Consider the following 25116-nt stretch of genomic DNA (forward strand, 5'->3'; position numbering starts at 1 on the left):
GGCGAGGAGAGGTCAGCCGGCGGTCGGCTCCAGGGTCTGCACCATCCCGTAGAGGACGGCGACCGCGCGCTCGTGGTCCCCGCCGGGCAGCTCGACGGTGTCGGCGACCAGAGTGCGGCCGTCGAGGTCCAGCGCCCACGTCGTGATGCGGGTGCCCTCGGGGTACAGGCCCACGGTCGTCACCTGCTCGGTGCGCACCGCCGGCCGGCCGCCCACCTCGGGCTCGGTGCGCGCCACCTCGTCCGGCATCGGCACGGCGACCTGCGCGAGGGGCGCGTCGACGACCTGCAGGGTCACGGGTGCGGTCCGCGCGTCGGAGGCCTCGGGGACGACGACGTCCTCACCGGGTCCGAACCAGCTGCAGGCCGGCAGCACGCCGTCGGCGTTGGTCGCCCAGTCGGCCGGGAAGGCGACCCGGTAGCCGGCGACGCTGGTGCAGGAGTCCGCGTCGTCCTCCGGTGGGGGCGCGGCGACGGCCTGCCCGGCGAGCGAGACGCCGACCGCCTGGGGGGTCGGGCCGGTCGCCGGGGACGCGCAGGCGGTGAGGGCGAGCAGAGGGACAGCGGCAGCGGTGGCGCGGAGGTGGCGCACGGTCTCGGCGTCCTCCCGGTCGGGGTCGGTGGGCTCCCCTGCCCTGCCCAGCCCGCCCGCGTCCTGAACACGCCGGTCCCGGATCACGGGCCGCGGACACCACGGCGGCGGCTCCCGCGGGGGAGCCGCCGCCGTGGCGTGCAGGTGCTGCCGGCGTCAGCCGGCGAGCGTGATCCGGTCGGTGGCCGGCGGTGCGACGGGCGAGTTCGCGCCCAGGTAGGCGACGAAGGCGTCGAGGTCGATCGAGGTGGTCACCCGGTTCGTGCCCTCCCGGAGCACCGTGAAGCCGTCGCCACCGTCGGCGAGGAAGCCGTTCACCGTGACGCGGTAGACCGCGGTCGGCTCCACGGGGGTGCCCTCGACGGCGAGGTCGCCGACCCGCTGGCCCGAGCAGGGGTCGGCGGCCGTGCCTGCAGGGGCGTCGGGGCTCACGGTGTAGCGGACCGTCGCCGAGGGCTGCAGCACCCGGTCGACGACGTACTGCTGCTCGAGCAGGCAGTCGAGCTGGGCCCCGGTCAGGTCCAGCGTCACCAGCGTGTTGGCGAACGGCTGGACGGTGAAGGCCTCCTCGTAGGTGACGTCCCCCGCGCCGAGATCGGCCCGGACCCCGCCCGGGTTCATGAAGGCCGCGACGGCCTGCTCGTCCCGGGTGTCGGCCAGCTGGGCGTCGGCGATGAGGTCGCCCAGCGGCGTCTCCCCGGTGTCGTCGGCGGTGCGGGTGATGTCGGCCGCAGCCTGGCCGACGACCTCGTTGGCGATCGGGCCGAGCGCGGTGCGGTAGCGGGCGATCAGCTCGGTCTGCGCCGGGTCCGCGGCCAGGTCCCGGGTGACGACGGTGTTGTCGGCGGTCGCCCCGATGACGTCCCCGGTCTGCCGGTCGACCCGCAGGTCGATGTCGGTGACCAGGCGGCCGTTGGAGCTCGCGCTGGTGACGAGCTTGTGGTCGATGCGGCAGTTGTAGGCCTGGTGGGTGTGCCCGCTGACGACGACGTCGATGGCGTCGGACATCCCGGTGGCGATGTCGACGATCGGCCCGGTCAGCCCGTTGCAGCCGTCGACGTCCCAGGCGTTCTCACCGGTCTGGGCCCCACCCTCGTGCAGCAGGACGACGATGGCCTCGACGCCCTGGGCCTGCAGCTCGGAGGCGTACCGGTCGGCCGTCTCGACCTCGTCGGCGAAGTCGAGCCCCGCGATGCCCTGCTGGGTGACGATGTCGGCCGTGCCCTCGAGGGTCATGCCGATGAACCCGATCCGGACCCCGTCCACCTCGTGGACGGCGTACGGGTCGAGCAGCGGCTCCCCGGTCTGGGTCCAGAAGGCGTTGGCAGACAGGTACTGGAAGTCCGCACCCTCGTAGGGGGTGCCGTCGGTGCAGCCGTCGACCGGGTGGCAGCCGCCGTCCTGGATGCGCAGCAGCTCGTCGGCGCCCTCGTCGAACTCGTGGTTGCCGACGCTGGCGTAGTCCAGCCCGGCCAGGCCGAGCGCCTCGATGGTGGGCTCGTCGTGGAACGCGGCCGACAGCAGCGGCGAGGCACCGATCAGGTCGCCGGCGGCGACGGTGATCGTGTTGTCCTCCTCCTGCTGCTCGGCGAGCTGGGCCAGCTGGGTGGCCAGGTACGCGGAGCCACCGGCCGGCACGGTGACCGGCGTGCCGTCCGGGTCGGTACCGGTGCGGATCTGGCCGCCGGACCCGCTCGGCGGCTCGAGGGCGCCGTGGAGGTCGTTGAGGGCGAGCAGCTGCACGTCGACCGGCTCGCCTCCGTGCGGGGCGTCGCCGGACCGGCCCGGCTCAGCGGCGGCGGAGGTCGCGGCGGCCACGAGGCCGGCGATCGTGGTGGACACGGTGGCCGCGACGGTGGCGCGGCGGACGATGGGTCGCATCGGTTCCCCCAGGCGGACGGGCCGGACCGTTCCGGCACGACCCGACGGTATGTAGTCGGAGATGAACAGCACGTGACGGCCTCGAGGCCGGGCGAGCAACTCACCGTCGCCGGGCCGGAGCCCCGCGTCAAGGTCGCGGCCGGGTCAGCCGGTGCGCCGTTCCACCGTCCGCGCGGTCACCCGGCGGATCCGGTCGGCCTGGCGGGAGAGCACCAGGTCCAGCACCCGATCGACCGGCGGCACCTCGCCCAGCCGGGCCAGCCCCATCCACCGCGGGACGGCGACCGTGCGCGACCACGGCGAGGTCAGGCAGCCGGCGATCTGGCCGGCGACCCGGTCGGGGCTGATCCCGCGGGAGAGCCGGCCCCGGGCGTCGTCGTCCGACACCGGCGGGGAGCCGTGCCCGCGGGCCAGCCACTCGGTCTGCACCGGCCCGGGGTTGACCGTGTGCACCCGCACGCCCCGGGCGGTCACCTCCCGCCGCAGCCCCTTCACGAAGCCCTGCACCCCGGCCTTGGTCGCCGAGTAGACGGTCAGCGGCGGCACCTGCGACCACGCCGCCACCGAGGCGACCGTGACGACGTCGGCACGGCCGCGCTGCGCCGCGGCGCTCAGCAGGTGCGGCAGCGCGATCCGGGTGAGCTCCACGACGCCGGTCAGGTTCAGCCCGATCAGCCGCTCCACGGCGTCCCCGGGCATGTCCTCGACCAGCCCCGCCCAGCCCAACCCGGCGTTGAGGACGACGGCGTCGATCCGCCCGTGCTCGTCGAGGACGCGGTCGAGCAGCCGGTCGCGGTCCGCGGCGGCGGCGACATCGGCGACGACCGTGCTCACCCCGGGCAGCGCGCCGACGGCCTGCTCCAGCCGCTCGCCGCCGCGGGCGCAGGTCACCACGTGCGCTCCGTCGCGGGCCAGCCTGGTGACGGTGCTGCGGCCGATGCCGGCGCTGCCGCCGGTGACGAGGACGACGCGGCCCCTGGCGGTGGACTCCATGGAGCCCCTCTACCCGTGGACGGACACCACACCCCTGCCGTGCTTCGGATGCCCCGACCGTGGGCATGATCGCTCGCATGCGCCTGCCCGAGCCACGGGGCCCCCTGACCTCCGCCCTCTGCACCGACCTGACCCGCGGCACGCTCGCTGCCGCGACCATCGAGCTCGCCGAGCGGACCGCGGCCACCGCGACCGACCCGCTCACCGACGAGGACCTCCAGCTGGCCCTCGCGATCTGCTACGAGCTTCACTACCGCGGCTTCGACGGCGTCGCCGAGACCTGGGAGTGGGACCCGGAGCTGCTGCGGCTGCGTGCCCACCTGGAACAGGCGCACACCGCGGCGCTGCGCGCGCTGGTCGGCGAGCTCGAGGTCACCGACGAGCCGGTCGACCGGCAGCTCACCGCCCTCATCGCGGCCGACGACGGCCCCTCGCTGTCGTCGTACATGTCACGCAGCGGCTCGCTGGAGCAGTGGCGCGAGTACCTCACGCTGCGCTCGGTGTACCACCTCAAGGAGGCCGACCCGCACACCTTCGCCGTCCCCCGGCTGTCGGGGCGGGCCAAGGCGGCGATGGTGGAGATCCAGGCCGACGAGTACGGCGGCGGGTCGGCCGAGCGCATGCACAGCCAGCTGTTCGCCGGCATGATGCGCGACCTCGGTCTCGACGCCGGCTACGGCGCGCTGTGGGACGACGCCCCGGCCGCCGCGTTCGCCTCGGTCAACACCATGTCGCTGTTCGGCCTGCACCGGCGCTGGCGGGGCGCGGCGCTCGGGCACCTGGCCTGCGTGGAGATGACCTCCTCCGAGCCCTCGCGCCGCTACTCGGCGGGGCTGCGCCGGCTGGGCTACGACGGGACGACGACGGTCTTCTACGACGAGCACGTCGAGGCCGACGCCGTGCACGAGCAGATCGCCTCGGTCGACATGTGCGGCTCCCTGGTGGCCGAGGAGCCCGCGCTCGCCGCCGATGTCCTGTTCGGGGCGGCGTGCTCGCTGGCGATGGACGGCCTGGCGGCCCGCCACCTGCTCGGTGCCTGGGAGGCCGGCCGCTCGGCCCTGCGCCGGGAGCGCCCACTGGCTGCGTGAACGGTCACTCCGGCTGCACTCTCCGGTCCGGCTGCCGATGACAGAGCCGGAGCCCAGGAGAGGACGCCGATGAGGATCCGCAGCACCCGCACGCCGCAGGCCGCCGCGCCGACGGGGCCGCCACCCCGGGACAGCGAGGCCCTCGAGCACGTGCTCGAGGCGCTCGACGCCGGCGTGACCGGCGAGGCCGACGCCCATCGGCGCGTCGTGCGGGCCCTCGGCGAGGCGCTGGAGCTGCCCTACGCCGGGGTCTGGCTGGCCGAGCCCTCCGGCGGGTTCCGCCTCGACGGCGAGTTCGGCCGGCTGGCCGGGAAGCTGCCCCGAGACCCGCGGAACGCGGAGACACTGCCTGCGACGTCGGTCCTGGTGAGGCGGGCGACCGCCACCCGGGTGGCCGTCGCCAGCAGCGACGGCGGGCCGGACGCCGCCCGGCGCCGGGAGGCCGCCGCCGCCCTCGGCACCCCGGAGGGGGCGTGGCTGCCGGTGCTCTCCGGCGACCGGCTCGTCGCGCTGCAGGAGTTCTACGCCGACTTCCCGCTGCCGTTCCTGGGCGCCCGCGGCCAGAAGTGGACGTCGCTGAGCCGGGTCGCCGCCCACGCCCGGCAGGGGGCCGTGGCCACGGTCGCCCTGCGCGAGGCCGTCGACGACCGCGTGGCCGTGGCCGAGGTGGCCAAGAGCCTCGGGCAGGCGAAGGACCCGCGCGCGGCGGTGCGGACGGCCCTGGACACGGTCCGCGCCGCGTTCGGGTGGGCCTACGGCTCCTACTGGGAGCTCGACGAGGAGGAGCGCGTGCTGCGCTTCGGCGTCGAGTCCGGCTCGGCCGGCGAGGAGTTCCGGCGGGTCACCCTCGCCGCGAGCTTCGCCGAGGGCGTCGGGCTCTCCGGGCGCGCCTGGCGGGCCCGTGACCTGGTCTTCGTCCGTGACCTCGCCGACGTCCCCGACTGCGTCCGCGCACCGGCCGCCCAGCGGGCCGGCGTCCGCTCCGGCGTGTGCTTCCCCATCGAGGTCGACGGGCGCGTCGTGGGGACGATGGACTTCTTCGTCACCGAGACCGTGGACCTGTCCGAGTCCCGCGCCTCGGCTCTGCGCAACGTCCAGCAGCTGGTCTCCCAGCGCATCGAGGTGCTGCGGCGCACCGAGTTGGACGCCGAGAACGCGCGGGCCCTGCTCGACACCGTCGCCCAGCTCCGGGAGGCCGCCGCGGACGCCGGCCGGGTCGCGGAGGACGCCGTCGCCCGGGCCTCGGCGATGACCACCGAGGTGGAGGCGCTGAGCCAGGCGTCGGCCTCCGTCAGCGATGTCATCCGGATCATCTCCTCGATCGCCGACCAGACCAACCTGCTGGCGCTCAACGCCACGATCGAGGCCGCCCGTGCCGGTGAGCTGGGCCGTGGCTTCGCCGTCGTCGCCGGGGAGGTCAAGGACCTCGCGCGGGAGACGGCCGCGGCCACGCAGCGGGTCTCCTCACAGATCACCGGCATCCAGACCAGCACCGGGTCTGTATCGGCGGGCATCCACGCGACCAGCGAGGTGATCGGTCAACTCGACGCCGTCCAGGCCCGGATCGGCGCGGCGCTCGAGGCGCAGGAGCGGATGGCCCGGACGTTCGAGGGACGCTGAGCCGCTAGGCCGTGTCGGCGCGCGGGGCGTCGTCCTCCCGGGCCTCGCGCAGGATGCGGGCAGCCGGCCGCGGGCGGCTGGGCGCGCTCGGGGCGGAGAACCCGGCGCGCTTGTGCGAGCCGTCGCAGAACGGCTTGATGCCGGACTTCCCGCACCGGCACAGCGCGATCGTCTCGCGGCCCGGGTCGATCTCGTTGCCGTCCTGGTCGAGCAGGCGGAAGTCCCCGCGGACGATCAGCGGACCGTCCCGGTAGGGCGTGATGGTGGCGCCGCGCTCCGACGTCGGGGCGGGCTCGTCGGGGCTGACGGGGCGGGGCTGCGACACGCCCCTCCCCTGCCCCGGCCGGACCCCGCGCACACGCGCGTCCCCCGGCAGCGGCTGCCCGGTCAGCGCCGGTCCTCGCCCCAGCGCACCCAGGACGCCAGGAGCGGGTGCTCCGCCGCGAACTGCTCGGCCGCGCTCCGCTCCCGGGCCGTGCGCCGCGCGTGCGGGTGGTCGCGGTGGTGCAGCTCCTCCTCGCACTTGCTGTGGCTCAGGTAGCGCTGGAGCGCCGCGGCGGGGTCGACCCGCCGGCCACGGGCGGCCACGTCGTGGCGGGCCTCCCACTCAGCAGCCAGCTTCTCGGCGACCGACATGGTGTCCGCGCTCGACGAGCGCTCCGGCGAGCGGTGGACGGGGTCCGACATCGCGCTCTCCTCCCGGACGGTGGGTCCTGCCCCGATCGTCCCCCTCTCCGGGCCGTGCATCCAGACCCTCGACCACCGCAGGGACGCTCGCGCCGCAGCCCGCCTCAGGACCCGGAGGCGGGTTGCCCGTAGAAGACCTGCTCGACGACGCTGCGGGCATGCCGGGTGGCCCGCCGGTAGTCGTCGAGGAACTGGCCCGGGTCGGCGTCGGGGCCGTACCCGCTCGCCCGGGCGACGCCGGCCAGCTCCACCCCCGGCCGGGGCAGCTGGTCGCTGGGCCGGCCGCGCACGAGGAAGACCGCGTTGCGGGCCCGGGTGGCCAGCTCCCACGCGCGCTGCAGCGCCTCGGCGTGCTCGCTGCCGAGCAGGCCGTCCTCGCGCAGCGCGGTCAGCGCCCCCACCGTCGAGGTCACCCGGAGCCCGGGGTGGTCGCCGGCGTGCTGCAGCTGCAGCAGCTGGACGGTCCACTCCACGTCGGCGAGCCCGCCGCGGCCCAGCTTGGTGTGCGTGGTCGGGTCCGCGCCGCGCGGCAGCCGCTCCCGCTCGACCCGGGCCTTGATCCGGCGGATCTCGGCGACCTGCTCGGCCGAGATCCCGTCGACCGGGTAGCGGATCGGGTCGACGAGCTCGACGAACGCTGCACCGAGGGCCTCGTCGCCGGCCAGGGGCTCGGCCCTCAGCAGCGCCTGCACCTCCCACACCGACATCCAGCGGTCGTAGTACTCGCGGTAGGAGTCCAGGCTGCGCACCAGCGCGCCCTGCCGGCCCTCGGGGCGCAGGTCGGCGTCGACCTCGAAGGCCGGGTCGGGCGCCGGCTCACCCAGCAGCCGGCGCAGCGTGTGCGCGACGGCGTTGGCCGCGGCCGTGGCCCTGCCCTCCTCCGCGCCCGCCCGCGGCCGGTGGACGAACAGCACGTCGGCGTCCGAGCCGTAGCCCATCTCCCCGCCGCCGAGCCGGCCCATGCCGATGACGGCGATGTCGGTCGGGAGGTCGCCGGGTGCGGTGCCGGTCTCGGCGGCGTGCGCCCGCACCGCGACGTCCAGGCCGACCTGCAGCGTGGCGACGGCGATGTCGGTCAGCGCCCGGCCGACCTGCTCGACGTCGAGCATGCCCAGCAGGTCCGCGGCGGCGACCCGCAGCAGCTCGGAACGGCGCAGTCCACGAACCACCCGGATGCCGTCGGTCGGGTCCGCGGCCCGCCCGGCCGCCTGCCGCCAGGCCGCGGCGAGCGCGGCGGCGGTGCGCGGGCGCAGCTCGTCGTCGTCGGCGAGGATCCGCAGCGCCTCGGGGGTGCGGGTGAGCAGCGAGGCGACGTACTGGCTCGAGCCCAGCAGCGCGGCCAGCCGCTCGGCGACCTGTCCCTCGTCGCGCAGCAGCCGCAGGTACCACTGGTTGCCGCCGAGCGCCTCGCTGACCTTGCGGTAGGCCAGCAGCCCGGCGTCGGGGTCGGCGCAGTCGGCGAGGGTCTGCAGCACCACGGGCAGCAGGTACTTCTGCATCGACGCCGACCGCGACACCCCGCCGGTGAGGGCGGCCATGTGGCGCAGCGCGCCGTCGGGGTCGGCGAAGCCCAGCGCGCGCAGCCAGTCGCCGGCCGCCTTCGACCCCAGCTGCGCGGCCTCCGGCGGCACCTTGGCCACGGCCGAGAGCAGCGGCCGGTAGAAGAGCTTCTCGTGCAGCCGGCGCACCTCGCGGGTGTGCAGCGACAGCTCGGCGTCGAGGACGGCGACGGCGTCCCCGCGGTGGTCGGGCTTGTACCCCAGCGACCGGGCCAGCCAGCGCAGCTGCTGCTCGTCGGTGGGCAGCAGGTGCGTGCGGCGCAGCCGCAGCAGCTGCAGCCGGTGCTCGACGGTGCGCAGGAACCGGTAGGAGGCGATGAGGGTGTCGGCGTCGTCGCGGCCGACGTAGCCGCCGGCCCGCAGTGCGTGCAGTGCCGGCAGCGTGCCGCCGACCCGCAGCCGCACGTCGGCCCGCCCGTGCACCAGCTGCAGCAGCTGGACGGCGAACTCGACGTCGCGCAGCCCGCCGCGGCCCAGCTTGAGCTCGCGCTCGATCTGCGCCGGCGGGATGTTCTCCAGCACCCGACGGCGCATCGCCTGCACCTCGGCGACGAAGCCGGGGCGCTCCCCCGCCTGCCAGACCATCGGGAACAGCTCCTCGACGTAGGCCCGGCCGAGGTCGGGGTCGCCTGCGACCGGGCGCATCTTCAGCAGCGCCTGGAACTCCCACGTGCTGGCCCAGCTGCGGTAGTAGGCCGCGTGGTTGGCCAGCGTGCGCACCAGCGCACCGGCCTTGCCCTCGGGCCTCAGCGCGGCGTCGACCTCCCAGGCCGCCTCGCGGCAGACCCGCATGAGGGCCGCGGCGACGCGGGTCGCGCTCCTCACCGCCGGCCCGGCGTCGACCTCCTCGCCCGCCTGCCCCGAGGGGCCGACCGGCTCGGCCACGAAGACCACGTCGACGTCGCTGACGTAGTTGAGCTCCCGGCCACCGGTCTTGCCCAGCGCGACGACCGCCAGCCGGCAGGCGGCGGCGTCGGCGGGCTGCTCGGCGACGGCGACGGCCAGCCCGGCGGTCAGCACCGCGGCGGCGATGTCGGCGAGCTCGGCCGCGACGTCCTCGGCGGCCAGGCCCTCGCCGAGGTCGCGGCCGGCGACGGAGAGCACCGCCCGCCGGTAGGCCAGCCGCAGGTCGGCGACCCGCTGGGGGCTCGCGTCCGGCGCGGCCTTCCCCAGCCGCACGCCCCACGGCGGGTCGTCGGGGTCGGCGCCGACCGCGACGAGCATCTGCCGCTCCAGCGCCTGGGGCGTGGGCCGGGTCGGGCCCCGGGACATGCCGTCGCCGTCCCCGTCGAGGACGGTCCAGTCACCGGGGTGGGCGGCCAGGTGGTCGGCCAGGCCGGAGCTGGCACCCAGCACGCTCAGCAACCGGGAGCGCAGCAGCGCCGAGCCGCGCAACCGGGCCAGCAGCGCGGCGGCCGAGCCGCCCGTGGGGTCGGCCCGGTCCAGCGACTCGATCAGCCGGCGCAGCGAGCGGACGGCGAGGTCGGGGTCGCCGGTGCGGGCCAGCGCGGAGACGACCGGGCCGGCCTCGGGGTCCGCGGGCTCGTTGCGCCCGAGGTCCCACAGCCCCATCTCCGGCTCGGACAGCAGGCGGGCAGCGCGCTCGCCGTCGAGGAAGCCGAAGCGCACCAGCCGGACGACGGCCCGGCGCGGGATCTCCGGTGCGCTGCTGGCGGTCACGCCGTCCCCGCCCCGGCCGTGGCGCGGCTGCGGACGAGGTCGGCGAAGCGGCCGGCGAACGGCGCCCACGCCTCCTCGAGGTCCGGGTGCACCGCCGCGGCGCGGGCGCAGACGGTCTCGCGGTCCAGCCCGCTGGCGGCCACGCCGACGGTGTCCCGCTCGGCCCACTCCGCGACCATCTCGGGGGTCGTCTCGATGTGGAACTGCAGGCCGTAGACGCGCCGGCCCACCCGGAAGGCCTGGTGCGCGTACACCGGGCTGCTGGCCAGCAGGGTGGCCCCGCGCGGCAGCTCGGCGATCTCGTCGTGGTGGAACTGGATCACGTCGGGGCTGAGCGGTAGGGGCCGGAACAGGGGGTCGGCGTCGGCGGCGTCCCGCTTGGCGACGAGGGTGGCGCCGACCTCGGGGCCGTCGACCCCCTCCCGCACGCGGCCGCCGCCGACCTCGGCGAGCAGCTGCGCGCCCAGGCACACGGCCAGGGTCGGGACGTCGCCGGCCAGCGCCTCGGCCAGCAGGCGGCGGACGCCGACCAGCTCGGGGCTGGTCTGCTCGTCGTCCATCGCCGACTGCGGGCCGCCGAGGACGAGCAGCCCGTCGAACCCGTCGAGGGTCTCCGGGAGGTCGTCGCCGGCGCCGAGCCGGCGCTCGTCGAGCTCCAGTCCGGCCTGCGCCAGCCAGGCGCCGAGCCGGGCCGGCGGATCGGTCTCGGAGGGGACGACGACGAGCAGGTGGGCCACGCCGCCGAGGGTAGTCAGCGGCCCCCGGCAGGGCCCCGAACGAGGCCCCTGCAGGAGCGGCCCTCCTGCGGGCTCACCGCGGCCCCGTCCCGGGCCCGCCCCGGGCGGAGCGAGGGGTGGGGAGGACGGGGTCCTTCTTCAGAGGCCGGGCAGGTAGCGCTTGAGCTCCCACGGGGTCACGTTCTGCCGGTAGGCGTTGAACTCGGCCCACTTGTTGCGCAGGAAGAACTCGAACACGTGCTCGCCGAGGGTCTCGGCGACCAGCTCGCTGCCCTGCATCGCGGTGAGGGCCTCCCCCAGGGACACCGGGAGGTCCTCGTAGCCGGCGGCGCGGCGCTCGGTGTCGGTGAGCGACCAGACGTCGTCCTCGGCCTCGGGCGGCAGCTCGTAGCCCTTCTCGATGCCGCGCAGCCCGGCGGCCAGCAGGACCGCGAAGGTCAGGTACGGGTTGCACGCGGAGTCCGGCGAGCGGACCTCCACCCGCGCCGACTGGCCCTTGTTCGGCTTGTACGAGGGCAGCCGCACCAGCGCCGAGCGGTTGGCCCGGCCCCAGGTGGCCGCGGTCGGCGCCTCGGTGCCGGCCAGCAGCCGCCGGTAGGAGTTCACCGTCTGGTTGGTGACGGCGGTGTACTCCTTGGCATGGGTGAGCAGCCCGGCGATGAACTGCTTGCCGGTGGTGGACAGCCGCATCGGGTCGGCCGGGTCGTGGAAGGCGTTGCGGTCGCCCTCGAACAGCGACAGGTGGGTGTGCATCGCCGAGCCGGCCAGCTCGGTGAACGGCTTGGGCATGAAGGTGGCGTGCACGCCCTGGGCCAGCGCGACCTCCCGGACGACGTGCCGCAGCGTCATGATGTTGTCGGCCATCGACAGCGCGTCGGCGTAGCGCAGGTCGATCTCCTGCTGGCCGGGCGCGACCTCGTGGTGGCTGAACTCCACCGAGATGCCCATCGCCTCCAGCGCGAAGACCGCCTCCCGGCGGAAGTCGTGCGCGACGTTGTGCGTGGACAGGTCGAAGTAGCCGCCCGTGTCGGCCGGCTGCGGCGCGCTGCCGTCGGTCGGGAGGTCCCTCAGCAGGAAGAACTCGACCTCGGGGTGGGTGTAGAAGGTGAAGCCCATGTCCGCGGCCTTCGACAGCGCCCGGCGCAGCACGTGCCGGGGGTCGGCCCAGGACGGCGAGCCGTCGGGCAGCGTGAGGTCGCAGAACATCCGCGCGGTGTCGCTGGGCTGCCCCTTGGCCGCCGGCATCACCTGGAAGGTGCCGGGGTCGGGCTTGGCGAGCATGTCGGACTCGTACACGCGCGCGAAGCCCTCGATCGCCGAGCCGTCGAAGCCGATGCCCTCCGCGAAGGCCGCCTCGATCTCGGCCGGCGCCACGGCCACGGCCTTGAGGTAACCCGAGACGTCGGTGAACCACAGCCGCACGAAGCGGATGTCGCGTTCCTCGAGGGTGCGCAGGACGAACTCCTGCTGTCGGTCCATGCTCGCCATGATCGCGTCCAGTCGTTTCCAGGGTGTGACGTCGTCCCCAGCCTGCCTCCTGCGCGGGAGTGACGGCACCCCGGCGCGCCCGCCCCGCCGGAGACCTACCCCGCCAGCAGCTCCAGCGGTGTGTCGGGGTCGGCCAGCCTGGCCGACTGCACCTGCCGCCGCGACCGGATCAGCTGCTGGATGGGGGCGGTGACGTCCCAGACGTCGACGTTCATGGCGGCGGTCATCCGGCCGTCGGCGGTCCAGAAGGCGATGAACGCACCGTCGTCGGGGTCGCCGCGGCAGACGACCGTGTCGCTGGGGCCGGCGAGCCCCGAGTACTCCATGCCCAGCTCGTACTGGTCGGTGAAGAAGTAGGGCACCCGGTCGAACACGACGTCCCGCCCGAGCATCGACCGCGCCGCCGCCGGGCCCTGGTGCAGTGCGTTGGCCCAGTGCTCCAGGCGGACGTGGCGACCGTGGTGGGGGGAGAACGCCGAGGCGACGTCCCCGGCGGCGTAGACGTCCACCGCCGAGGCGCGCAGCGCGTGGTCGGTCACGACGCCGTTGTCGACCTCCAGCCCTGCCGACGCCGCCAGTGCGGTGTGCGGGACCACGCCCACCCCCACGACCACCAGGTCGGCGGGCAGCCCCGCGTGGCCGTCGGTGACCACCGTGGTCACCCGCCCGCCGGACCCACGGATCTCCCGGACGACGGTGTCGGTGAGCAGCTCGACGCCGTGGTCCCGGTGCAGTCGCGCGAACACGCGTCCCATCTGCGCACCCAGCACCGCGTGCAGCGGCGTGGGCTGCGGTTCGACGACCGTGACGGCGTTCCCGTGGGACCGCGCGGCGGCGGCCACCTCGAGGCCGATCCAGCCGGCGCCGACGACCACGACCCGGCGTCCACCGCCGGCCAGGTCGGTCCCCAGCCGGTCGGCATCGGCGAGGGTGCGCAGGTACCGGACGCCGTCGAGGTCGGCCCCGGGCACCGGGAACCGCCGGGGCGAGGCCCCGGTGGCCAGCAGCAGCCGCGCGTAGGCGAGCTCCTCGCCCGTGTCCAGGGCCAGCCGGTGCGCGGCCGGGTCCAGCCGGGTGGCCCGGACGCCGGTGCGCAGCTCGACGTCGTGCTCGGCGTACCACCCCGCGTCGTGGACGAAGACGCTGTCGCGGTCGGCGCGGCCGAGCAGGTACTGCTTGGACAGCGGCGGCCGCTCGTAGGGCCGTTCGGGTTCGGCGCCGACGAGCACGACCGGCCCGTCGAACCCCTCCTCCCGCAGCGTCTCGGCGGCCTTGGCACCGGCGAGTCCGGCACCGACGACCACGAACGGGGCCTGTGTGGGCACGGGGTCCTCCTCCCGGGGGGCGGGTCAGGTGGTTCCGGTGAGCGCGAAGAACTCGGCACGGGAGCGCGCGTCGGAGCGCAGCACCCCGTGCAGCGCGGAGGTCACGGTGCGCGCCCCCGTGGCCCGGACGCCGCGCAGCGACATGCACGGGTGCTCGGCCTCGACGACCACCCCGACCCCCCGCGGGGCCAGGTGCTCCTGCAGCCAGTCGGCCACCTGCTGGGTCAGCCGCTCCTGCACCTGCAGGTCGCGGGCGAAGAGCTCGAGCACCCGGGCGAGCTTGGACAGGCCGAGGATCCGCGCGCCCGGCAGGTACCCGATGTGCGCGACCCCCGAGAAGGGCAGCAGGTGGTGCTCGCACAGGGACTGCAGCGGGATGTCCCGGGCGATGACCAGCTCGTCGTAGCCCTCGTCGTTGGGGAAGGTGGTGAGGTCGAACTGCCGGCCGGTCAGCAGCTCGGCGTAGGAGCGGGCCACCCGTCGCGGCGTCTGGGCCAGGTGCGGCGACGCCGGGTCCCTGCCCAGCGCCCGGAGCAGGGCGGTCACCGCCGCCTCGGCGGCGAGGGGGTCCACCGTCCCGGTCTCCCGCACGACGGGGAGTGCGCGGGGCCGGCTCTCGTGCGTGGCCTCCGTCGCGGGCCCGGTCGCGGTCACGGCCGGTTCCCGGCGGTGCGGCCCGGCGCGTGGCGCACCGCGAGCCGGGCCAGGGCGACGGCGGCGACGAGGAGGCCAGCGTCGCGCAGCGCCACGTCGTAGAAGCCGGGGACGGTCAGCAGGTCGACGATGATCCCGCCGAGCCAGGCGGCCACCAGCCAGCCGCCGAACCGTGGCGCGACGGCGACCACGACGCCGGCCACGATCTCGACGATGCCGACGGCGTACATCGCCTGCTGGGCGGTGCCGGGGACGAGATCGTCGATCCAGGGCGCGAGGTAGCCGGGCCAGTCGGTGAGCAGGTTGGCGAACTTGTCCAGACCGAAGGCGATCGGCGCGACGGTGAAGACGGTGCGGAGCAGGAGGAACGCCTGCCGCCCCGGGTCGGCGGCGAGGACGGTGTGCGGCCGGGTGCGGGGGGTGGTCATGAGGGTCTCTTCTAAAACCAGTGATGGTTGTCAGTAGAGACCTGGTTCACATCCCTGTCAACCGTCCGGCGCGCCACCGTCCGCGGGCGCACCGGCGCCGTCCACGCGCACGCAGCAGGCGCCGGGGGCGGGCCGCAGGTGGGCGGTCAGCCCCCCGACGGCGGCGCCGTCGAGCACGCCCTCGAGGAGCCGCAGGTTCATGCCGCAGATCAGCTCGGTGTGTTCACGCGCCAGGGCGTGGAACGGACAGTTCACGAGGGCGATGCCACCGTCCTCGACCCGCGGCTCGTACCCGGAGGCCTCCAGCACGCGCAGCAGGGCCTTCGCCCCGGCTGCCCCGTCGACGGCGGACCCCATCTCGCGCCCCCGCGCGTGGGCACGCCGAGCGAGCACGGCCGCCGGCCGCTCCCCCGAGCCCTCGGCCTCGACCACGGCCTCGGCGAGGAGCTCACCGGCCAGGGAGTAGTGGCGCTCCGGCAGCGAGACGGCCACCGAGCCCCCCGACCGGCGGTAGAGCTTCGCGGGGCGGCCGGCGCCCGGACCGCTCCGTCCGGTCCGGCGCTCGTAGTGCACGTCGAGCAGCCCGTCGGCCACCAGCCGGTCGAGGTGGAAGGCCGCCGTCGCGCGGGGCACCCCGAGCGCCCCGGCCACCTCGTCCCGGCCCACCGGCTGCGGCTGGCGGACGACGTGGTCGTACAGCCGGCGGCGGGTCGGCTCGGCCAGCGCGGCGACCGCGGCCACCTGTGCGTCCCGGTCGGCGTCCACGGCCGGATCCTATGACCAATGGACGTTGTCGAAAGACGTCCGGGCACGCTCGACCGTCCCCCGTGTCGGGGACCCGCGATCTACGCTGGGAGCGCCATCACGAGGGCGGCGCGGCCACGGGCACGACCCCGCGCCCGGCCGCGACGCCGTTGGCGGAGGGCGAGATGGACGTCGTTCTCGCACTGGTCATCGTCGTCGTGCTCGGGCTGTCGGTGCTCCTGGGCGCGAGCGTGCGGGTCGTCACCCAGTACCAGCGCGGGGTGGTCCTCCGGTTCGGCCGGCTGCTCGGCGACGCGCGGCCGCCCGGCCTGACGCTGATCGCCCCAGGGATCGACCGGATGCACAAGGTCAACATGCAGATCGTCACCATGCCGGTGCCGGCACAGGAGGGGATCACCCGCGACAACGTCACCGTGAAGGTCGACGCCGTCGTGTACTGGCGGGTCTACGACCCGGTCCGCGTCGTCGTGGACGTGCAGAACTACCAGGCCGCCATCGCTCAGGTGGCCCAGGCGTCGCTGCGGTCGATCATCGGCAAGAGCGACCTCGACGACCTGCTGTCCAACCGGGAGCGGCTCAACCAGGGGCTGGAGTTGATGATGGACAGCCCCGCCGTCGACTGGGGCATCCACATCGACCGCGTCGACATCAAGGACGTCGCCCTGCCCGAGTCGATGAAGCGGTCGATCGCCCGGCAGGCCGAGGCCGAGCGGGAACGCCGCTCGCGCGTGATCACCGCCGAGGGCGAGTTGCAGGCCTCGGAGAAGCTCGCCCAGGCCGCGCAGGTGATGAGCACCCAGCCGACCGCGCTGCAGCTGCGCCTGCTGCAGACGATGGTCGAGGTGGCCGCGGAGAAGAACGCGACGGTCGTCCTGCCGTTCCCGGTCGAGCTGCTGCGCTTCGTGGAGCACGCCACTGCCCCGGCGCCGGCCGGCCCCGATCCCGCCCCGACGGCGAACGGGCTGCCCGTCCCGCGGCCGACGACCCCACCGGTGCCTTCCGGCTGACCCCCCGTCCCCCGCGTGGCCGCGTGTCGGGGGCGCGGACCAGGATGGACGCGTGAGCGAACCCGTGCAGCTCCGCGTGGCCCTGGCCCAGGTCGACACCCGGGTCGGCGACATCGACGGCAACGCCGAGCTGGTGACCCGCTGGACGGCGGACGCGGCGCAGGCCGGCGCCCACGTCGTCGTCTTCCCCGAGATGACCCTGACCGGGTACCCGGCCGAGGACCTCGTGCTCCGCGAGTCCTTCGCGCGCGCCAGCGAGACCGCGCTGGTCGACCTCGCCGGCGACCTCGCCGAGAGAGGCCTGGGCGACACCGCCGTCGTCGTCGGCTACCTCGCGCACACCGAGGGCAGCGGCCCGGCGCCGGCGGAGTCGATGCCGGGCGAGGACGACCGTCCGGCCGACGCCAACCCGCGCCACGGCGCACCCCGGAACGCGGCGGCGCTGCTGTACGGCGGCGAGGTCGTCGTCCGCTACCACAAGCGGCACCTGCCCAACTACGGCGTCTTCGACGAGGCCCGCTACTTCGTGCCCGGCACCGAGCTGCCGGTCGTGCGGCTGCACGGCGTGGACGTCGCGCTGACCGTGTGCGAGGACCTCTGGGTCGAGGGCGGGCCGTGCGGCGTCGCCGGGCAGGCCGGGGTCGACCTGGTGCTCTCCCCCAACGCCTCCCCCTACGAGCGGGCCAAGGACGACCTGCGGTTGCCGCTGGTCCGCCGCCGGGCGGCCGAGGCACGGGCCACCGTCGTCTACTGCAACCAGGTCGGCGGCCAGGACGAGCTGGTCTTCGACGGCGACTCGATGACCGTGTCCGCCGACGGCGAGCTGCTCGGCCGCGCGCCCCAGTTCGTCGAGCACCTGATGTGCGTCGACCTGCGCATCGACCCGTCCGCCGTCCCCGAGCGGCGCGAGGGCCGGATCGGGCCGATGACCGTCACCCGGCACGTGCTCTCCGAGGAGCCGGTACCGGCGTTCGAGCCGCGGCCCGCGTCGGTCGCCGAGCCGCTGTCGGACCACGAGGAGGTCTGGCGGGCGCTGGTGCTGGGCCTGCGGGACTTCATCGACAAGAACGGCTTCCCCTCGGTGGTGCTCGGCCTCTCCGGCGGCATCGACTCCGCGGTGTGTGCCGCCCTCGCCGTCGACGCGCTCGGCGCCGACCGGGTGTACGGCGTCGGCCTGCCCTCGAAGTACTCCAGCGAGCACTCCCTGGCCGACGCCGAGGACCTCGCGCGGCGCACCGGGCTGCACTACTCCGTCGTCCCGATCGCGCCGATGGTCGACGCCTACCACGCGTCGGTGCACCTCGACGGCGTCGCCGGGGAGAACCTGCAGGCCCGGGTGCGCGGCACGCTGCTGATGGGGCTGTCCAACCAGCACGGGCACCTGCTGCTGACCACCGGCAACAAGAGCGAGGTCGCCGTCGGCTACTCGACCCTCTACGGCGACTCGGCCGGTGGGTTCGCACCGATCAAGGACGTGCCGAAGACGCTGGTCTGGGCCCTCGCCCGGTGGCGCGACGAGTACGCACGGGGCCGCGGCGAGACCGAGCCGATCCCGCAGAGCTCGATCGACAAGCCGCCGTCGGCCGAGCTCGCACCGGGCCAGGTCGACACCGACTCGCTGCCCTCCTACGAGGAGCTCGACGCGGTGGTCGCCGACTACGTCGACCGCGACCTCGGCATGGCCGAGCTGCTCGAGCGCGGCCATGACCCCGAGGTGGTGGCGCGGGTCCTGCGGCTGGTGGACGCCGCGGAGTTCAAGCGCCGGCAGTCCGCGCCCGGAACGAAGATCAGCCTGAAGGCGTTCGGACGCGACAGGCGGCTGCCCATCACCAACCGGTGGCGGGAGACGCTGCCCACCGTCCGCGAAGGAGCGGCATCACACTCATGAACGAATCGGTGCTCTACGGGGGGAAGTCCACCGCCCGCGTGCGGGTGCACCACCTGCAGCAGGCCAAGGAGCGCGGCGAGAAGTGGGCGATGCTCACCGCGTACGACACGTTCAGTGCGGCGGTCTTCGAGGAGGCCGGCATCCCGGTGCTCCTGGTCGGCGACTCCGCCGGCAACGTCGTCCTCGGGCACACCTCGACCGTGCCGGTCACCGTCGAGGACATCCTGGTGATGACCAAGGCGGTCACCCGCTCGACGAAGCGGTCGCTGATCGTGGCCGACCTGCCCTTCGGCAGCTACGAGACCTCGCCGCAGCAGGCGTTCGCCACCGCCGTCCGGATGATGAAGGAGGGCGGCGCGCAGGCGGTGAAGCTCGAGGGTGGGACACGGGTGGCCCCGCAGACCCGGATGCTCACCGAGAACGGCATCCCGGTCATGGCGCACGTCGGGTTCACGCCGCAGAGCGAGCACGCCCTCGGCGGGTTCCGGGTGCAGGGTCGCGGGGCGGGGGCCGAGCAGCTGCTGGCCGACGCGCACGCCGCGCAGGAGGCCGGGGCGTTCGCCGTCGTCCTGGAGATGGTGCCGGCCGACGTCGCGGCGCAGGTGACCAAGGAGCTGTCGATCCCGACCATCGGCATCGGCGCCGGGGTCGACTGCGACGCCCAGGTCCTCGTCTGGCCGGACATGGCCGGGCTGACCAGCGGGCGGGTTCCGCGCTTCGTCAAGAAGTACGCCGACCTGCGCGGTGAGCTGCTGCGCGCGGCACGCGAGTACGCCGACGAGGTGCGCGGCGGCGCCTTCCCCGGTCCCGAGCACTCCTTCGAGTAGCCGCCGGCCTCACGTCCGCGCGCTCGGCCCACCGATGCGCCGAGTGAGCAGTTGCGGTCGCCGACACGGGCGGACACGCCGGCGTGGGCGACCGCAACTGCTCGCTCGCGCCGGTGACGGGGCTCGTGGGGAGCGGGCGGAGAGGACGGGCCCCTCAGACGTCGGTGACGCGGATGCCGGCGTGCGCCTTGTACCGGCGGTTGACCGACACCAGGTTGATGGTGAGCGCCTCGACCTGGCGGGCGTTGCGCAGCCGACCGGCGTAGATGCCGCGCATGCCCGGCAGCCGGCCGGCCAGCGCCTGCACGGTGTCGGTGGCCTCGCGGACGTCGCCGACCACCATCACGTCGCCGTCCAGGGTGGGCCGGGAGAGGTCCTCGAGCAGCCGCGCCGACAGGTGGTGGAACGCGCCCACCACGTGCGAGTCGGGCAGCAGCGCGGCCGCCTGCTGGGCCACCGAGCCCTCGGGGACGTCGAGCACGTGGGCACCGAGCTCGTCGAAGGCCATGGGGACGACGCAGTCGACGACGACCTTCCCGGCCAGCGGGGTGGCGAGCTCGGCGAGGGTGTCGGCGTGCCCGGCGTACGGGACGGCGACGATGACGAGGTCGGCCGCACCGGCGACGTCGACGTTGGAGCCGCCGGTCACCGAGACCTCGCAGCCGCCGGCCGCGGCGGTGGCCCGCTCGGCGACCTGCGCGGCGACCTCACCGGCCCGCTCGACGTCCCGCGAGCCGAGCAGCACGCGCTGCCCGGCCGCCGCCAGCCGGACGGCCAGCCCGCGACCCTGCGGACCGGTGCCGCCCAGCACGCCGACGACCAGGTCCTCCACCGAGCGTCCGTCCGACACGTCCCACCTCCTGCGCCGCCGGACCGCCCGGCGTCCCGGAGGGATCATGCCCGGGCGACGCGCGGCCCTCCTGCAGGGTCCCGCCGCGAGCCCGCGAGTAGCGGGGGCAGGAGGGTCTCTCTCAGTCGCCTTCCCGCCAGGCGCGGTCCTCGGCGGTCAGCCGCTCCTCGCGCTCGGCCACCGACTGCAGCGCGTGCTCGGCCTCCTCGCGGGTGGCGTACGGGCCCAGGCGGTGCCGCTCGGCGCAGCCGTCCCGGTCCTCCACGGTGTGGTGCTTGAGGCAGTAGAACCACGGCCCCTGCGCCATGTCGTCCTCCCGGTGCGTGGCCTTCCGACGTCACGCTCGACCGTAGGCGCAGCCGGGCAGGACGGGACAGTGCCGGCCCCTACCCGAGCCGGGCACCGGTTCGGCCGGTACCACGCCCGCCGAACCAGTGGACGACCTGCAGGTCGGTCATCGTGCAGCCGCTGGTGCAGTCGAACGTCGTCGGTGCCCTCCGGAGGCCGCCGACCGGCCCCCGGTCGATCTGCCAGCCGACCGCCGCGCGGTCGCCGCAGGTCGGGCAGTCGATCCAGGTGATGCGTTCGTCGGGCACGCCACTCCTCGTTCCGTCCGCCCCGGTCGGGCTGCCGGGACCGCGATCGGTCCCGTCCGGCTCAACGAGGGAGGCCGTGGGAAGGTGTGCGCTCGCGGCGTGTCGGATCCCGGAGCGTCCGGTGGCGCCGGGTCAGACGTCGACCATCACCTGGTCGTGCCTGGCGTAGAAGGCGGTCATCTCCTCCGGCGAGAGGGTCCGGCCGCTGCGGCGCAGCTCGGCCATCTCGGCGAAGAAGTGCTCCCGCGCGATGCCCGGCGCGAAGAGGATGAGGAAGTCGGCCGGCTCGTCCCCGTCGTTGCGGAAGCCGTGCACGCCGCGCTCGTGCACCAGCGCGAAGTCACCGGCCGAGTACGGCCGCCAGGCACCGTCGGCGTAGACCGTCAGCCGGCCGGAGAGCACGTAGAACGACTCGGAGAACGTCTGGTGGTAGTGCGGCGCGGCCCCGGGGCTGTGCGGCGCGAGGCGGTACTCGACCAGCCCGAAACGGCCTGCGGTGTGGGAGCCGGGCGCGACCATCCGCAGCGCGCTGGGACCCCCCGCCTCCACCATCGGGTGCTCGGCGAGGGTGCGGACGACCACCGTGCCGGGTTCGGGGTGGGACACGGCCGTCACCCTGGCACCGACGTGCGGCGACGTCGACCCGTCCCGATCAACTGGGGCGCCTGGTGACGGAAGTGCAACAGGAGTTCCGGCGGAACTGCCGAGTACGGCATGCTACGTCCGTGAGCGGGCCGCGACGCAAGGACACCGACACACTCTTGGAGAGGTACGACACATCCATCAGCCGGGGGCCGGAACACCGGATCGCGGCGCTCACCCTCGCCGCGCTCACCTCCGTCGCCGGCCTCATCGGCACGGTGAACCTCTTCGTCGACGGGACGCTGCACCAGGGCGCGACGCGCATCACCTACACGGTCGCGATGGCCGCGTGCCTGGTGGCCGCCGCCGCTCTGGCGGTCCGCCAGCGGGCCGGCCGGTGGCAGACCCTCGGGCTGGTGGTGCTGACCGAGGTGGTCTACGTGATCGTCGTCCTCAGCGTCTCCGTGCCGGCGCAGGCCACCCCGTTGATGCTGCTGTTCCCCTCCTTCATCGCGGCCTGGTTCCTCGGCCCCTGGATGCTGGGCGCCACCATGCTGGCGACGGTGGCGGCCTGCACGGTCGCCCTGGGCCACACCTACGACGGCGCCCTGTCGATCGCCGTGCAGGTGGTGATCAGTGCCGGCGTCCTGAACACCGCCGCGTTCGGCGTCTACGTGCTGCGCCGCCGGGTGCAGCGGCTGCTGGAGACCACCCAGGCGCTCTCCCACCAGGACCCGCTCACCGGGTTGGCCAACCGCCGCTTCCTCGTCGAGCAGGCCCCGCGGGTGTGGCGGCAGGCCCGCCGCGAGGGGTCGCGGGTGGCCGCGATGGTCCTCGACCTCGACCACTTCAAGCAGCTCAACGACGCCCACGGGCACGCCGCCGGTGACGCGGTGCTGCGCACGGTGGCGTCGTCGCTGGCGGCCACGGTGCGGCCCACCGACGTGCTGGCGCGCACCGGCGGCGAGGAGATGATCGTGCTCGGCCTGGTCAGCGACCCGGCCGAGGCCCACCGGCTGGCCGAGCGGCTGCGCGCGGCGGTGCGGACCAGCCGCACGGACGACGGCCACTCGGTGACCGCCTCGATCGGCATCGCGCTGGCCCGGCCGGTGGACGGCGAGGACGCCGCCGACGCCATGTGGCGGCTGGTGGACCGCGCCGACGGGGCCATGTACGAGGCCAAGCAGGCCGGCCGCGACCGGGTGGCCGCAGTGGTGCCGCGGCAGCGCTCCGGGCGGTTCGCCGACAGCATCCCGCCCGCCGGCCGCGCGGCCGGTTGAGGGGGGACCACCCGGCTCCCCACGCTCCGTGGAAGGACCCCGCCGTCCCCACCCGTCGCAGAAGGACCCCCTGCTCCCCACCGCTCGCAGGCTCGCGGCGGGACCCTGCGGGGGGCCAGCGGGGCCCTGGACGGGGCCGGCGGGACCCTGGAGGTAGGAGGACCTCGCTGCCCCTCACCACTCGCAGGCTCGCGGTGGGACCCTGCAGCGGGGCCACCCGGGTGCGTCACCAGGCTCGCAGGGGAACCCGGAACGGGGACGCACCGCTCGACCGGTGGGGACGCCGGTTCTCTGCTCCACTCTTCCCATGACGCTCGTCGCGCCGGACCCGACCCGGACGGTACCCCTGCCGCTCCGCGAGCAGGCCGACGTCCGCGACCGGTGGCTGACCCAGCGGCTGCTGGACCTCCTGCCCGGACTGATGGACCGCGCCGGCATCGACCTGTGGCTGGTGGTGGGCCGCGAGTACAACGAGGACCCGGTGCTGGCCACGCTGCTGCCGGCCACCTGGCTCTCGGCCCGCCGGCGCACGATCCTCGCGCTGCACCGCAGCGACGACGGCGTCACCGCGGCCGCGGTCTCGCGCTACCCGGTGGGCCAGTTCCTGCCGGCCTGGTCGCCCGAGGACGGCGAGCGCCTCCCGGCCGAGGACACCCAGTGGGCCGAGGTGCGCCGCATCGTCGAGCAGGCCGCGCCGAGGCGGATCGGCATCGACGTCTCGGCCGACTTCGCGCTCGCCGACGGGCTGGCCCACACCGAGCACCGGCTGCTCACCGAGGCGCTGGGGCCGTGGGCCGACCGGCTGGTGCCGGCCGAGGAGCTGGCGGTCGGCTGGCTGGAGACGCGGCTGCCCGAGGAGATCGCCGTGCTCGACCGGCTCAACCACCGGGCGCGCGAGGTGATCGAGGAGGCCTTCTCCCCCGCCGTCCTCACCGCGGGCGTCTGCACCGCCACCGACCTCGCGTGGTGGATCCGCCAGCGGCTGACCGACCTGGGCGTCGAACCGTGGTTCCACCCGGTGGTCGACGTGCAGCGCGCGGGGGTGGCGCCGCTGCGCGGGGAGGCGCTGCTGCCCGCCGTCCCCTACGACGTGCCGGTGGAGCCCGGCGACCTGGTGCACTGCGACGTCGGCCTGTCGAGCCTGGGCCTGAGGACCGACAGCCAGCGCAACGGCTACCTGCTGCGTCGAGGGGAGACCGAGGCGCCGGCCGGGCTGCGGCGGGCGCTGGCCGTGGGCAACCGGCTGCAGGACCTCACGACCGCGCAGCTGGTGCCCGGCCGCACCGGCAACGAGGTGCTGGCCGCGGCCCGGTGCGCCGCCGCGGCCGAGGGCATCGACGGCGTCATCTACTCGCACCCGATCGGCGTGCACGGCCACGGGGCGGGCCCGGCGATCGGCCGCTGGGACGACCAGGACGGCGTCCCCGGCGCCGGTGACCGGGTGCTGCACCCCGACACCGTCTACGCCCTCGAGCTGTGCGTGCGGGTGCCGGTGCCCGAGTGGGGCGGCCAGCCGGTGCGCATGGCCCTGGAGGAGGGCGTGGCCCTGACCGCCGACGGCGTGACCTACCTCGGCGACCGGCAGACCGAGCTGCTGCTCATCCCCGGCGCCGGATGGCCCGCAGGAGGAGCTCGCCCGGCCGCGCCACGGCGCCGGCGACCCGGGTGACCGGGCTCGAGGTGAGCACCTGGTCGGCGAAGGCGCCGCGCACCCGGCCGGGGCCCGGGGTCGGGGTGTCGAGGATGTCGGTGCCGTCGTCGGGCCGGTCGGTGGTCTGCAGCTGCCGGCCGGTGACCGACAGCAGCGCGTCGGTGAGCGCGGGGCTGAACCGCTGCCCGGCGATGAAGCCCAGCGCGGCGTCGCCCACCGGGACCTCCCGCCGCGGGTGCACCGAGGCCCGTACGACGGCCTCGGCGACCAGCTCGGGCGCGTACACGGGCGGGGGCGGCTTGGGCATCGAGCCGAGCTTGGTGCGGGCGTGCTCGAAGAACGGCGTCGCGATGCCGGCGGGCAGGATCTGGCTCACCTCGACCGGTGACCCCTCCTCGGCCAGCTCCATCCGCAGCGCGTCGTAGAAGGCGCGCAGCGCGAACTTGCTCGCCGAGTACGGGGCGTGCAGCGGGATGGAGCGGTAGCCCTCCACCGAGCCGATGCCGATCAGCACGCCGCCGCCGGCCCGCTCCAGCGCCGGGACGGCGGCCTGCGCGGCGGCCACGTGGCCGAGGTAGTTCACCTCGGTGACCCGGCGGAACTCGTCGAGGTCGATCTGCTTCACCGACCCCCAGATGCCGACGCCGGGCACGGTGACGAAGGTGTCGATCCGGCCGAAGCGGGCCTCGGCGGCGTCGACCAGCGCCCGCACGGCGGCCTGGTCGGTGATGTCGGTGGGGACGGCGACCGCCTCCGCGCCCTCCCGCGTGAGCTCCTCGACCAGCGTGCCGAGGGCCTCCTCCCCGCGGGAGGCGACGACGATCCGGGTGCAGCCCTGTCGCACGAACTCCAGCGCCGTCGCCCGGCCGATGCCGCTGGAGGCACCGAGGACGACGACCACCTGGTCGCTGACGGGACGTCGGGAGTCGGCCATGGCGC

General features: G+C 75.0%; 24 protein-coding genes. 7 read left to right on the forward strand and 17 right to left on the reverse strand.

The annotated features are described in order from the left end of the window. Positions 1–12 precede the first annotated feature (12 nt). The 3 genes from ACWIX7_RS01930 to ACWIX7_RS01940 all read right to left on the reverse strand — a co-directional run bounded on the left by ACWIX7_RS01930 (position 13) and on the right by ACWIX7_RS01940 (position 3465). Positions 13–678: a hypothetical protein gene (locus ACWIX7_RS01930; RefSeq protein WP_448619944.1), complete on the reverse strand. Its 666-nt coding sequence runs from the start codon at positions 676–678 to the stop codon at positions 13–15. A gap of 69 nt (positions 679–747) precedes the next feature. Next, positions 748–2472: a bifunctional metallophosphatase/5'-nucleotidase gene (locus ACWIX7_RS01935; RefSeq protein WP_448619945.1), complete on the reverse strand. Its 1725-nt coding sequence runs from the start codon at positions 2470–2472 to the stop codon at positions 748–750. A gap of 144 nt (positions 2473–2616) precedes the next feature. Beyond that, positions 2617–3465, reverse strand: coding sequence for an SDR family oxidoreductase (locus tag ACWIX7_RS01940; RefSeq protein WP_448619946.1), 849 nt, complete (start codon positions 3463–3465; stop codon positions 2617–2619). Positions 3466–3542: 77 nt separating this feature from the next. Here ACWIX7_RS01940 and ACWIX7_RS01945 point away from each other — a divergent pair, with 77 nt between their 5' ends. Further along, positions 3543–4553 carry an iron-containing redox enzyme family protein gene (locus ACWIX7_RS01945; RefSeq protein WP_448619947.1) on the forward strand — a complete coding sequence of 337 codons (1011 nt, stop codon included), beginning with the start codon at positions 3543–3545 and terminating at the stop codon, positions 4551–4553. A 69-nt stretch (positions 4554–4622) separates the two neighbouring features. Continuing rightward, positions 4623–6173: a methyl-accepting chemotaxis protein gene (locus tag ACWIX7_RS01950; RefSeq protein ID WP_448619948.1), complete on the forward strand. Its 1551-nt coding sequence runs from the start codon at positions 4623–4625 to the stop codon at positions 6171–6173. Positions 6174–6177: 4 nt separating this feature from the next. Here the strand turns inward: ACWIX7_RS01950 and ACWIX7_RS01955 are convergent, their stop codons facing one another. The 9 genes from ACWIX7_RS01955 to ACWIX7_RS01995 form a co-directional block, all read right to left on the reverse strand. Next, positions 6178–6498, reverse strand: coding sequence for a CDGSH iron-sulfur domain-containing protein (locus ACWIX7_RS01955; protein ID WP_448619949.1), 321 nt, complete (start codon positions 6496–6498; stop codon positions 6178–6180). A 62-nt stretch (positions 6499–6560) separates the two neighbouring features. Continuing rightward, positions 6561–6860 (reverse strand): hypothetical protein, encoded by a 300-nt coding sequence (locus ACWIX7_RS01960; protein ID WP_448619950.1) that lies wholly within the window; start codon positions 6858–6860, stop codon positions 6561–6563. Positions 6861–6964: 104 nt separating this feature from the next. Further along, positions 6965–10099 (reverse strand): bifunctional [glutamine synthetase] adenylyltransferase/[glutamine synthetase]-adenylyl-L-tyrosine phosphorylase, encoded by a 3135-nt coding sequence (locus ACWIX7_RS01965; RefSeq protein WP_448619951.1) that lies wholly within the window; start codon positions 10097–10099, stop codon positions 6965–6967. Next, complete coding sequence (locus ACWIX7_RS01970) at positions 10096–10836, reverse strand: type 1 glutamine amidotransferase (RefSeq protein WP_448619952.1); 741 nt, start codon at positions 10834–10836, stop codon at positions 10096–10098. The genes ACWIX7_RS01965 and ACWIX7_RS01970 overlap by 4 nt, the downstream gene beginning before the upstream one ends. A gap of 138 nt (positions 10837–10974) precedes the next feature. Next, a complete protein-coding gene (gene glnA, locus ACWIX7_RS01975; protein WP_448619953.1) occupies positions 10975–12315 on the reverse strand; it encodes a type I glutamate--ammonia ligase in 1341 nt (446 codons plus the stop codon). Positions 12316–12419: 104 nt separating this feature from the next. Next, positions 12420–13649, reverse strand: a complete 1230-nt coding sequence (locus ACWIX7_RS01980) for an NAD(P)/FAD-dependent oxidoreductase (protein ID WP_448619954.1) — start codon at positions 13647–13649, stop codon at positions 12420–12422. Between the two features lie 24 nt (positions 13650–13673). Next, positions 13674–14303, reverse strand: a complete 630-nt coding sequence (gene folE / locus ACWIX7_RS01985) for a GTP cyclohydrolase I FolE (RefSeq protein WP_448619955.1) — start codon at positions 14301–14303, stop codon at positions 13674–13676. Beyond that, positions 14300–14731, reverse strand: coding sequence for a hypothetical protein (locus tag ACWIX7_RS01990; protein WP_448619956.1), 432 nt, complete (start codon positions 14729–14731; stop codon positions 14300–14302). Before ACWIX7_RS01990 ends, folE begins: the two co-directional genes overlap by 4 nt. A gap of 57 nt (positions 14732–14788) precedes the next feature. Further along, positions 14789–15496, reverse strand: coding sequence for a helix-turn-helix transcriptional regulator (locus ACWIX7_RS01995; RefSeq protein WP_448619957.1), 708 nt, complete (start codon positions 15494–15496; stop codon positions 14789–14791). A gap of 164 nt (positions 15497–15660) precedes the next feature. Here ACWIX7_RS01995 and ACWIX7_RS02000 point away from each other — a divergent pair, with 164 nt between their 5' ends. Genes ACWIX7_RS02000 through panB form a run of 3 tightly spaced genes read left to right on the forward strand, consistent with a single transcriptional unit; the run spans position 15661 to position 19218 of the window. After that, a complete protein-coding gene (locus ACWIX7_RS02000) occupies positions 15661–16503 on the forward strand; it encodes a slipin family protein (RefSeq protein ID WP_448619958.1) in 843 nt (280 codons plus the stop codon). A 52-nt stretch (positions 16504–16555) separates the two neighbouring features. Continuing rightward, positions 16556–18391, forward strand: a complete 1836-nt coding sequence (locus ACWIX7_RS02005) for an NAD+ synthase (protein ID WP_448619959.1) — start codon at positions 16556–16558, stop codon at positions 18389–18391. Next, positions 18388–19218: a 3-methyl-2-oxobutanoate hydroxymethyltransferase gene (panB, locus tag ACWIX7_RS02010; protein WP_448619960.1), complete on the forward strand. Its 831-nt coding sequence runs from the start codon at positions 18388–18390 to the stop codon at positions 19216–19218. The genes ACWIX7_RS02005 and panB overlap by 4 nt, the downstream gene beginning before the upstream one ends. 154 nt (positions 19219–19372) lie before the next feature. On the opposite strand, the gene npdG is transcribed toward panB, so the two are convergent. From npdG to ACWIX7_RS02030, 4 genes are all read right to left on the reverse strand, one after another. Continuing rightward, positions 19373–20068 (reverse strand): NADPH-dependent F420 reductase, encoded by a 696-nt coding sequence (npdG, locus tag ACWIX7_RS02015; RefSeq protein ID WP_448619961.1) that lies wholly within the window; start codon positions 20066–20068, stop codon positions 19373–19375. A 121-nt stretch (positions 20069–20189) separates the two neighbouring features. Further along, the gene (locus ACWIX7_RS02020) at positions 20190–20375 is read right to left on the reverse strand and encodes a hypothetical protein (RefSeq protein ID WP_448619962.1); all 186 of its coding nucleotides are present in this window, start codon (positions 20373–20375) and stop codon (positions 20190–20192) included. A gap of 79 nt (positions 20376–20454) precedes the next feature. Then, on the reverse strand, positions 20455–20664 hold the full coding sequence (locus tag ACWIX7_RS02025) for a hypothetical protein (RefSeq protein ID WP_448619963.1): 210 nt from the start codon (positions 20662–20664) through the stop codon (positions 20455–20457). A 132-nt stretch (positions 20665–20796) separates the two neighbouring features. Continuing rightward, a complete protein-coding gene (locus ACWIX7_RS02030) occupies positions 20797–21270 on the reverse strand; it encodes a cupin domain-containing protein (RefSeq protein WP_448619964.1) in 474 nt (157 codons plus the stop codon). A gap of 119 nt (positions 21271–21389) precedes the next feature. On the opposite strand from ACWIX7_RS02030, the gene ACWIX7_RS02035 reads away from it, so the two are divergent. Continuing rightward, on the forward strand, positions 21390–22526 hold the full coding sequence (locus ACWIX7_RS02035; RefSeq protein WP_448619965.1) for a diguanylate cyclase domain-containing protein: 1137 nt from the start codon (positions 21390–21392) through the stop codon (positions 22524–22526). 307 nt (positions 22527–22833) lie between these two features. Beyond that, the gene (locus ACWIX7_RS02040; protein WP_448619966.1) at positions 22834–24195 is read left to right on the forward strand and encodes a M24 family metallopeptidase; all 1362 of its coding nucleotides are present in this window, start codon (positions 22834–22836) and stop codon (positions 24193–24195) included. Here the strand turns inward: ACWIX7_RS02040 and ACWIX7_RS02045 are convergent. Then, complete coding sequence (locus ACWIX7_RS02045) at positions 24125–25111, reverse strand: SDR family oxidoreductase (RefSeq protein WP_448619967.1); 987 nt, start codon at positions 25109–25111, stop codon at positions 24125–24127. The genes ACWIX7_RS02040 and ACWIX7_RS02045 overlap by 71 nt on opposite strands. Positions 25112–25116: the final 5 nt, after the last annotated feature.

It is taken from the genome of Geodermatophilus sp. URMC 65 (assembly GCF_053502545.1).

What these genes read in the sequence shown, in the direction of transcription:
- ACWIX7_RS01935 (WP_448619945.1), bottom strand. Translation starts at nt 2,472, where the DNA reads ATGCGACCCATCGTCCGCCGCGCCACCGTCGCGGCCACCGTGTCCACC.
- ACWIX7_RS01940 (WP_448619946.1), bottom strand. Translation starts at nt 3,465, where the DNA reads ATGGAGTCCACCGCCAGGGGCCGCGTCGTCCTCGTCACCGGCGGCAGC.
- ACWIX7_RS01945 (WP_448619947.1), top strand. Translation starts at nt 3,543, where the DNA reads ATGCGCCTGCCCGAGCCACGGGGCCCCCTGACCTCCGCCCTCTGCACC.
- ACWIX7_RS01950 (WP_448619948.1), top strand. Translation starts at nt 4,623, where the DNA reads ATGAGGATCCGCAGCACCCGCACGCCGCAGGCCGCCGCGCCGACGGGG.
- ACWIX7_RS01960 (WP_448619950.1), bottom strand. Translation starts at nt 6,860, where the DNA reads ATGTCGGACCCCGTCCACCGCTCGCCGGAGCGCTCGTCGAGCGCGGAC.
- glnA (WP_448619953.1), bottom strand. Translation starts at nt 12,315, where the DNA reads ATGGACCGACAGCAGGAGTTCGTCCTGCGCACCCTCGAGGAACGCGAC.
- ACWIX7_RS01990 (WP_448619956.1), bottom strand. Translation starts at nt 14,731, where the DNA reads ATGACCACCCCCCGCACCCGGCCGCACACCGTCCTCGCCGCCGACCCG.
- ACWIX7_RS02000 (WP_448619958.1), top strand. Translation starts at nt 15,661, where the DNA reads ATGGACGTCGTTCTCGCACTGGTCATCGTCGTCGTGCTCGGGCTGTCG.
- panB (WP_448619960.1), top strand. Translation starts at nt 18,388, where the DNA reads ATGAACGAATCGGTGCTCTACGGGGGGAAGTCCACCGCCCGCGTGCGG.
- ACWIX7_RS02020 (WP_448619962.1), bottom strand. Translation starts at nt 20,375, where the DNA reads ATGGCGCAGGGGCCGTGGTTCTACTGCCTCAAGCACCACACCGTGGAG.
- ACWIX7_RS02040 (WP_448619966.1), top strand. Translation starts at nt 22,834, where the DNA reads ATGACGCTCGTCGCGCCGGACCCGACCCGGACGGTACCCCTGCCGCTC.
- ACWIX7_RS02045 (WP_448619967.1), bottom strand. Translation starts at nt 25,111, where the DNA reads ATGGCCGACTCCCGACGTCCCGTCAGCGACCAGGTGGTCGTCGTCCTC.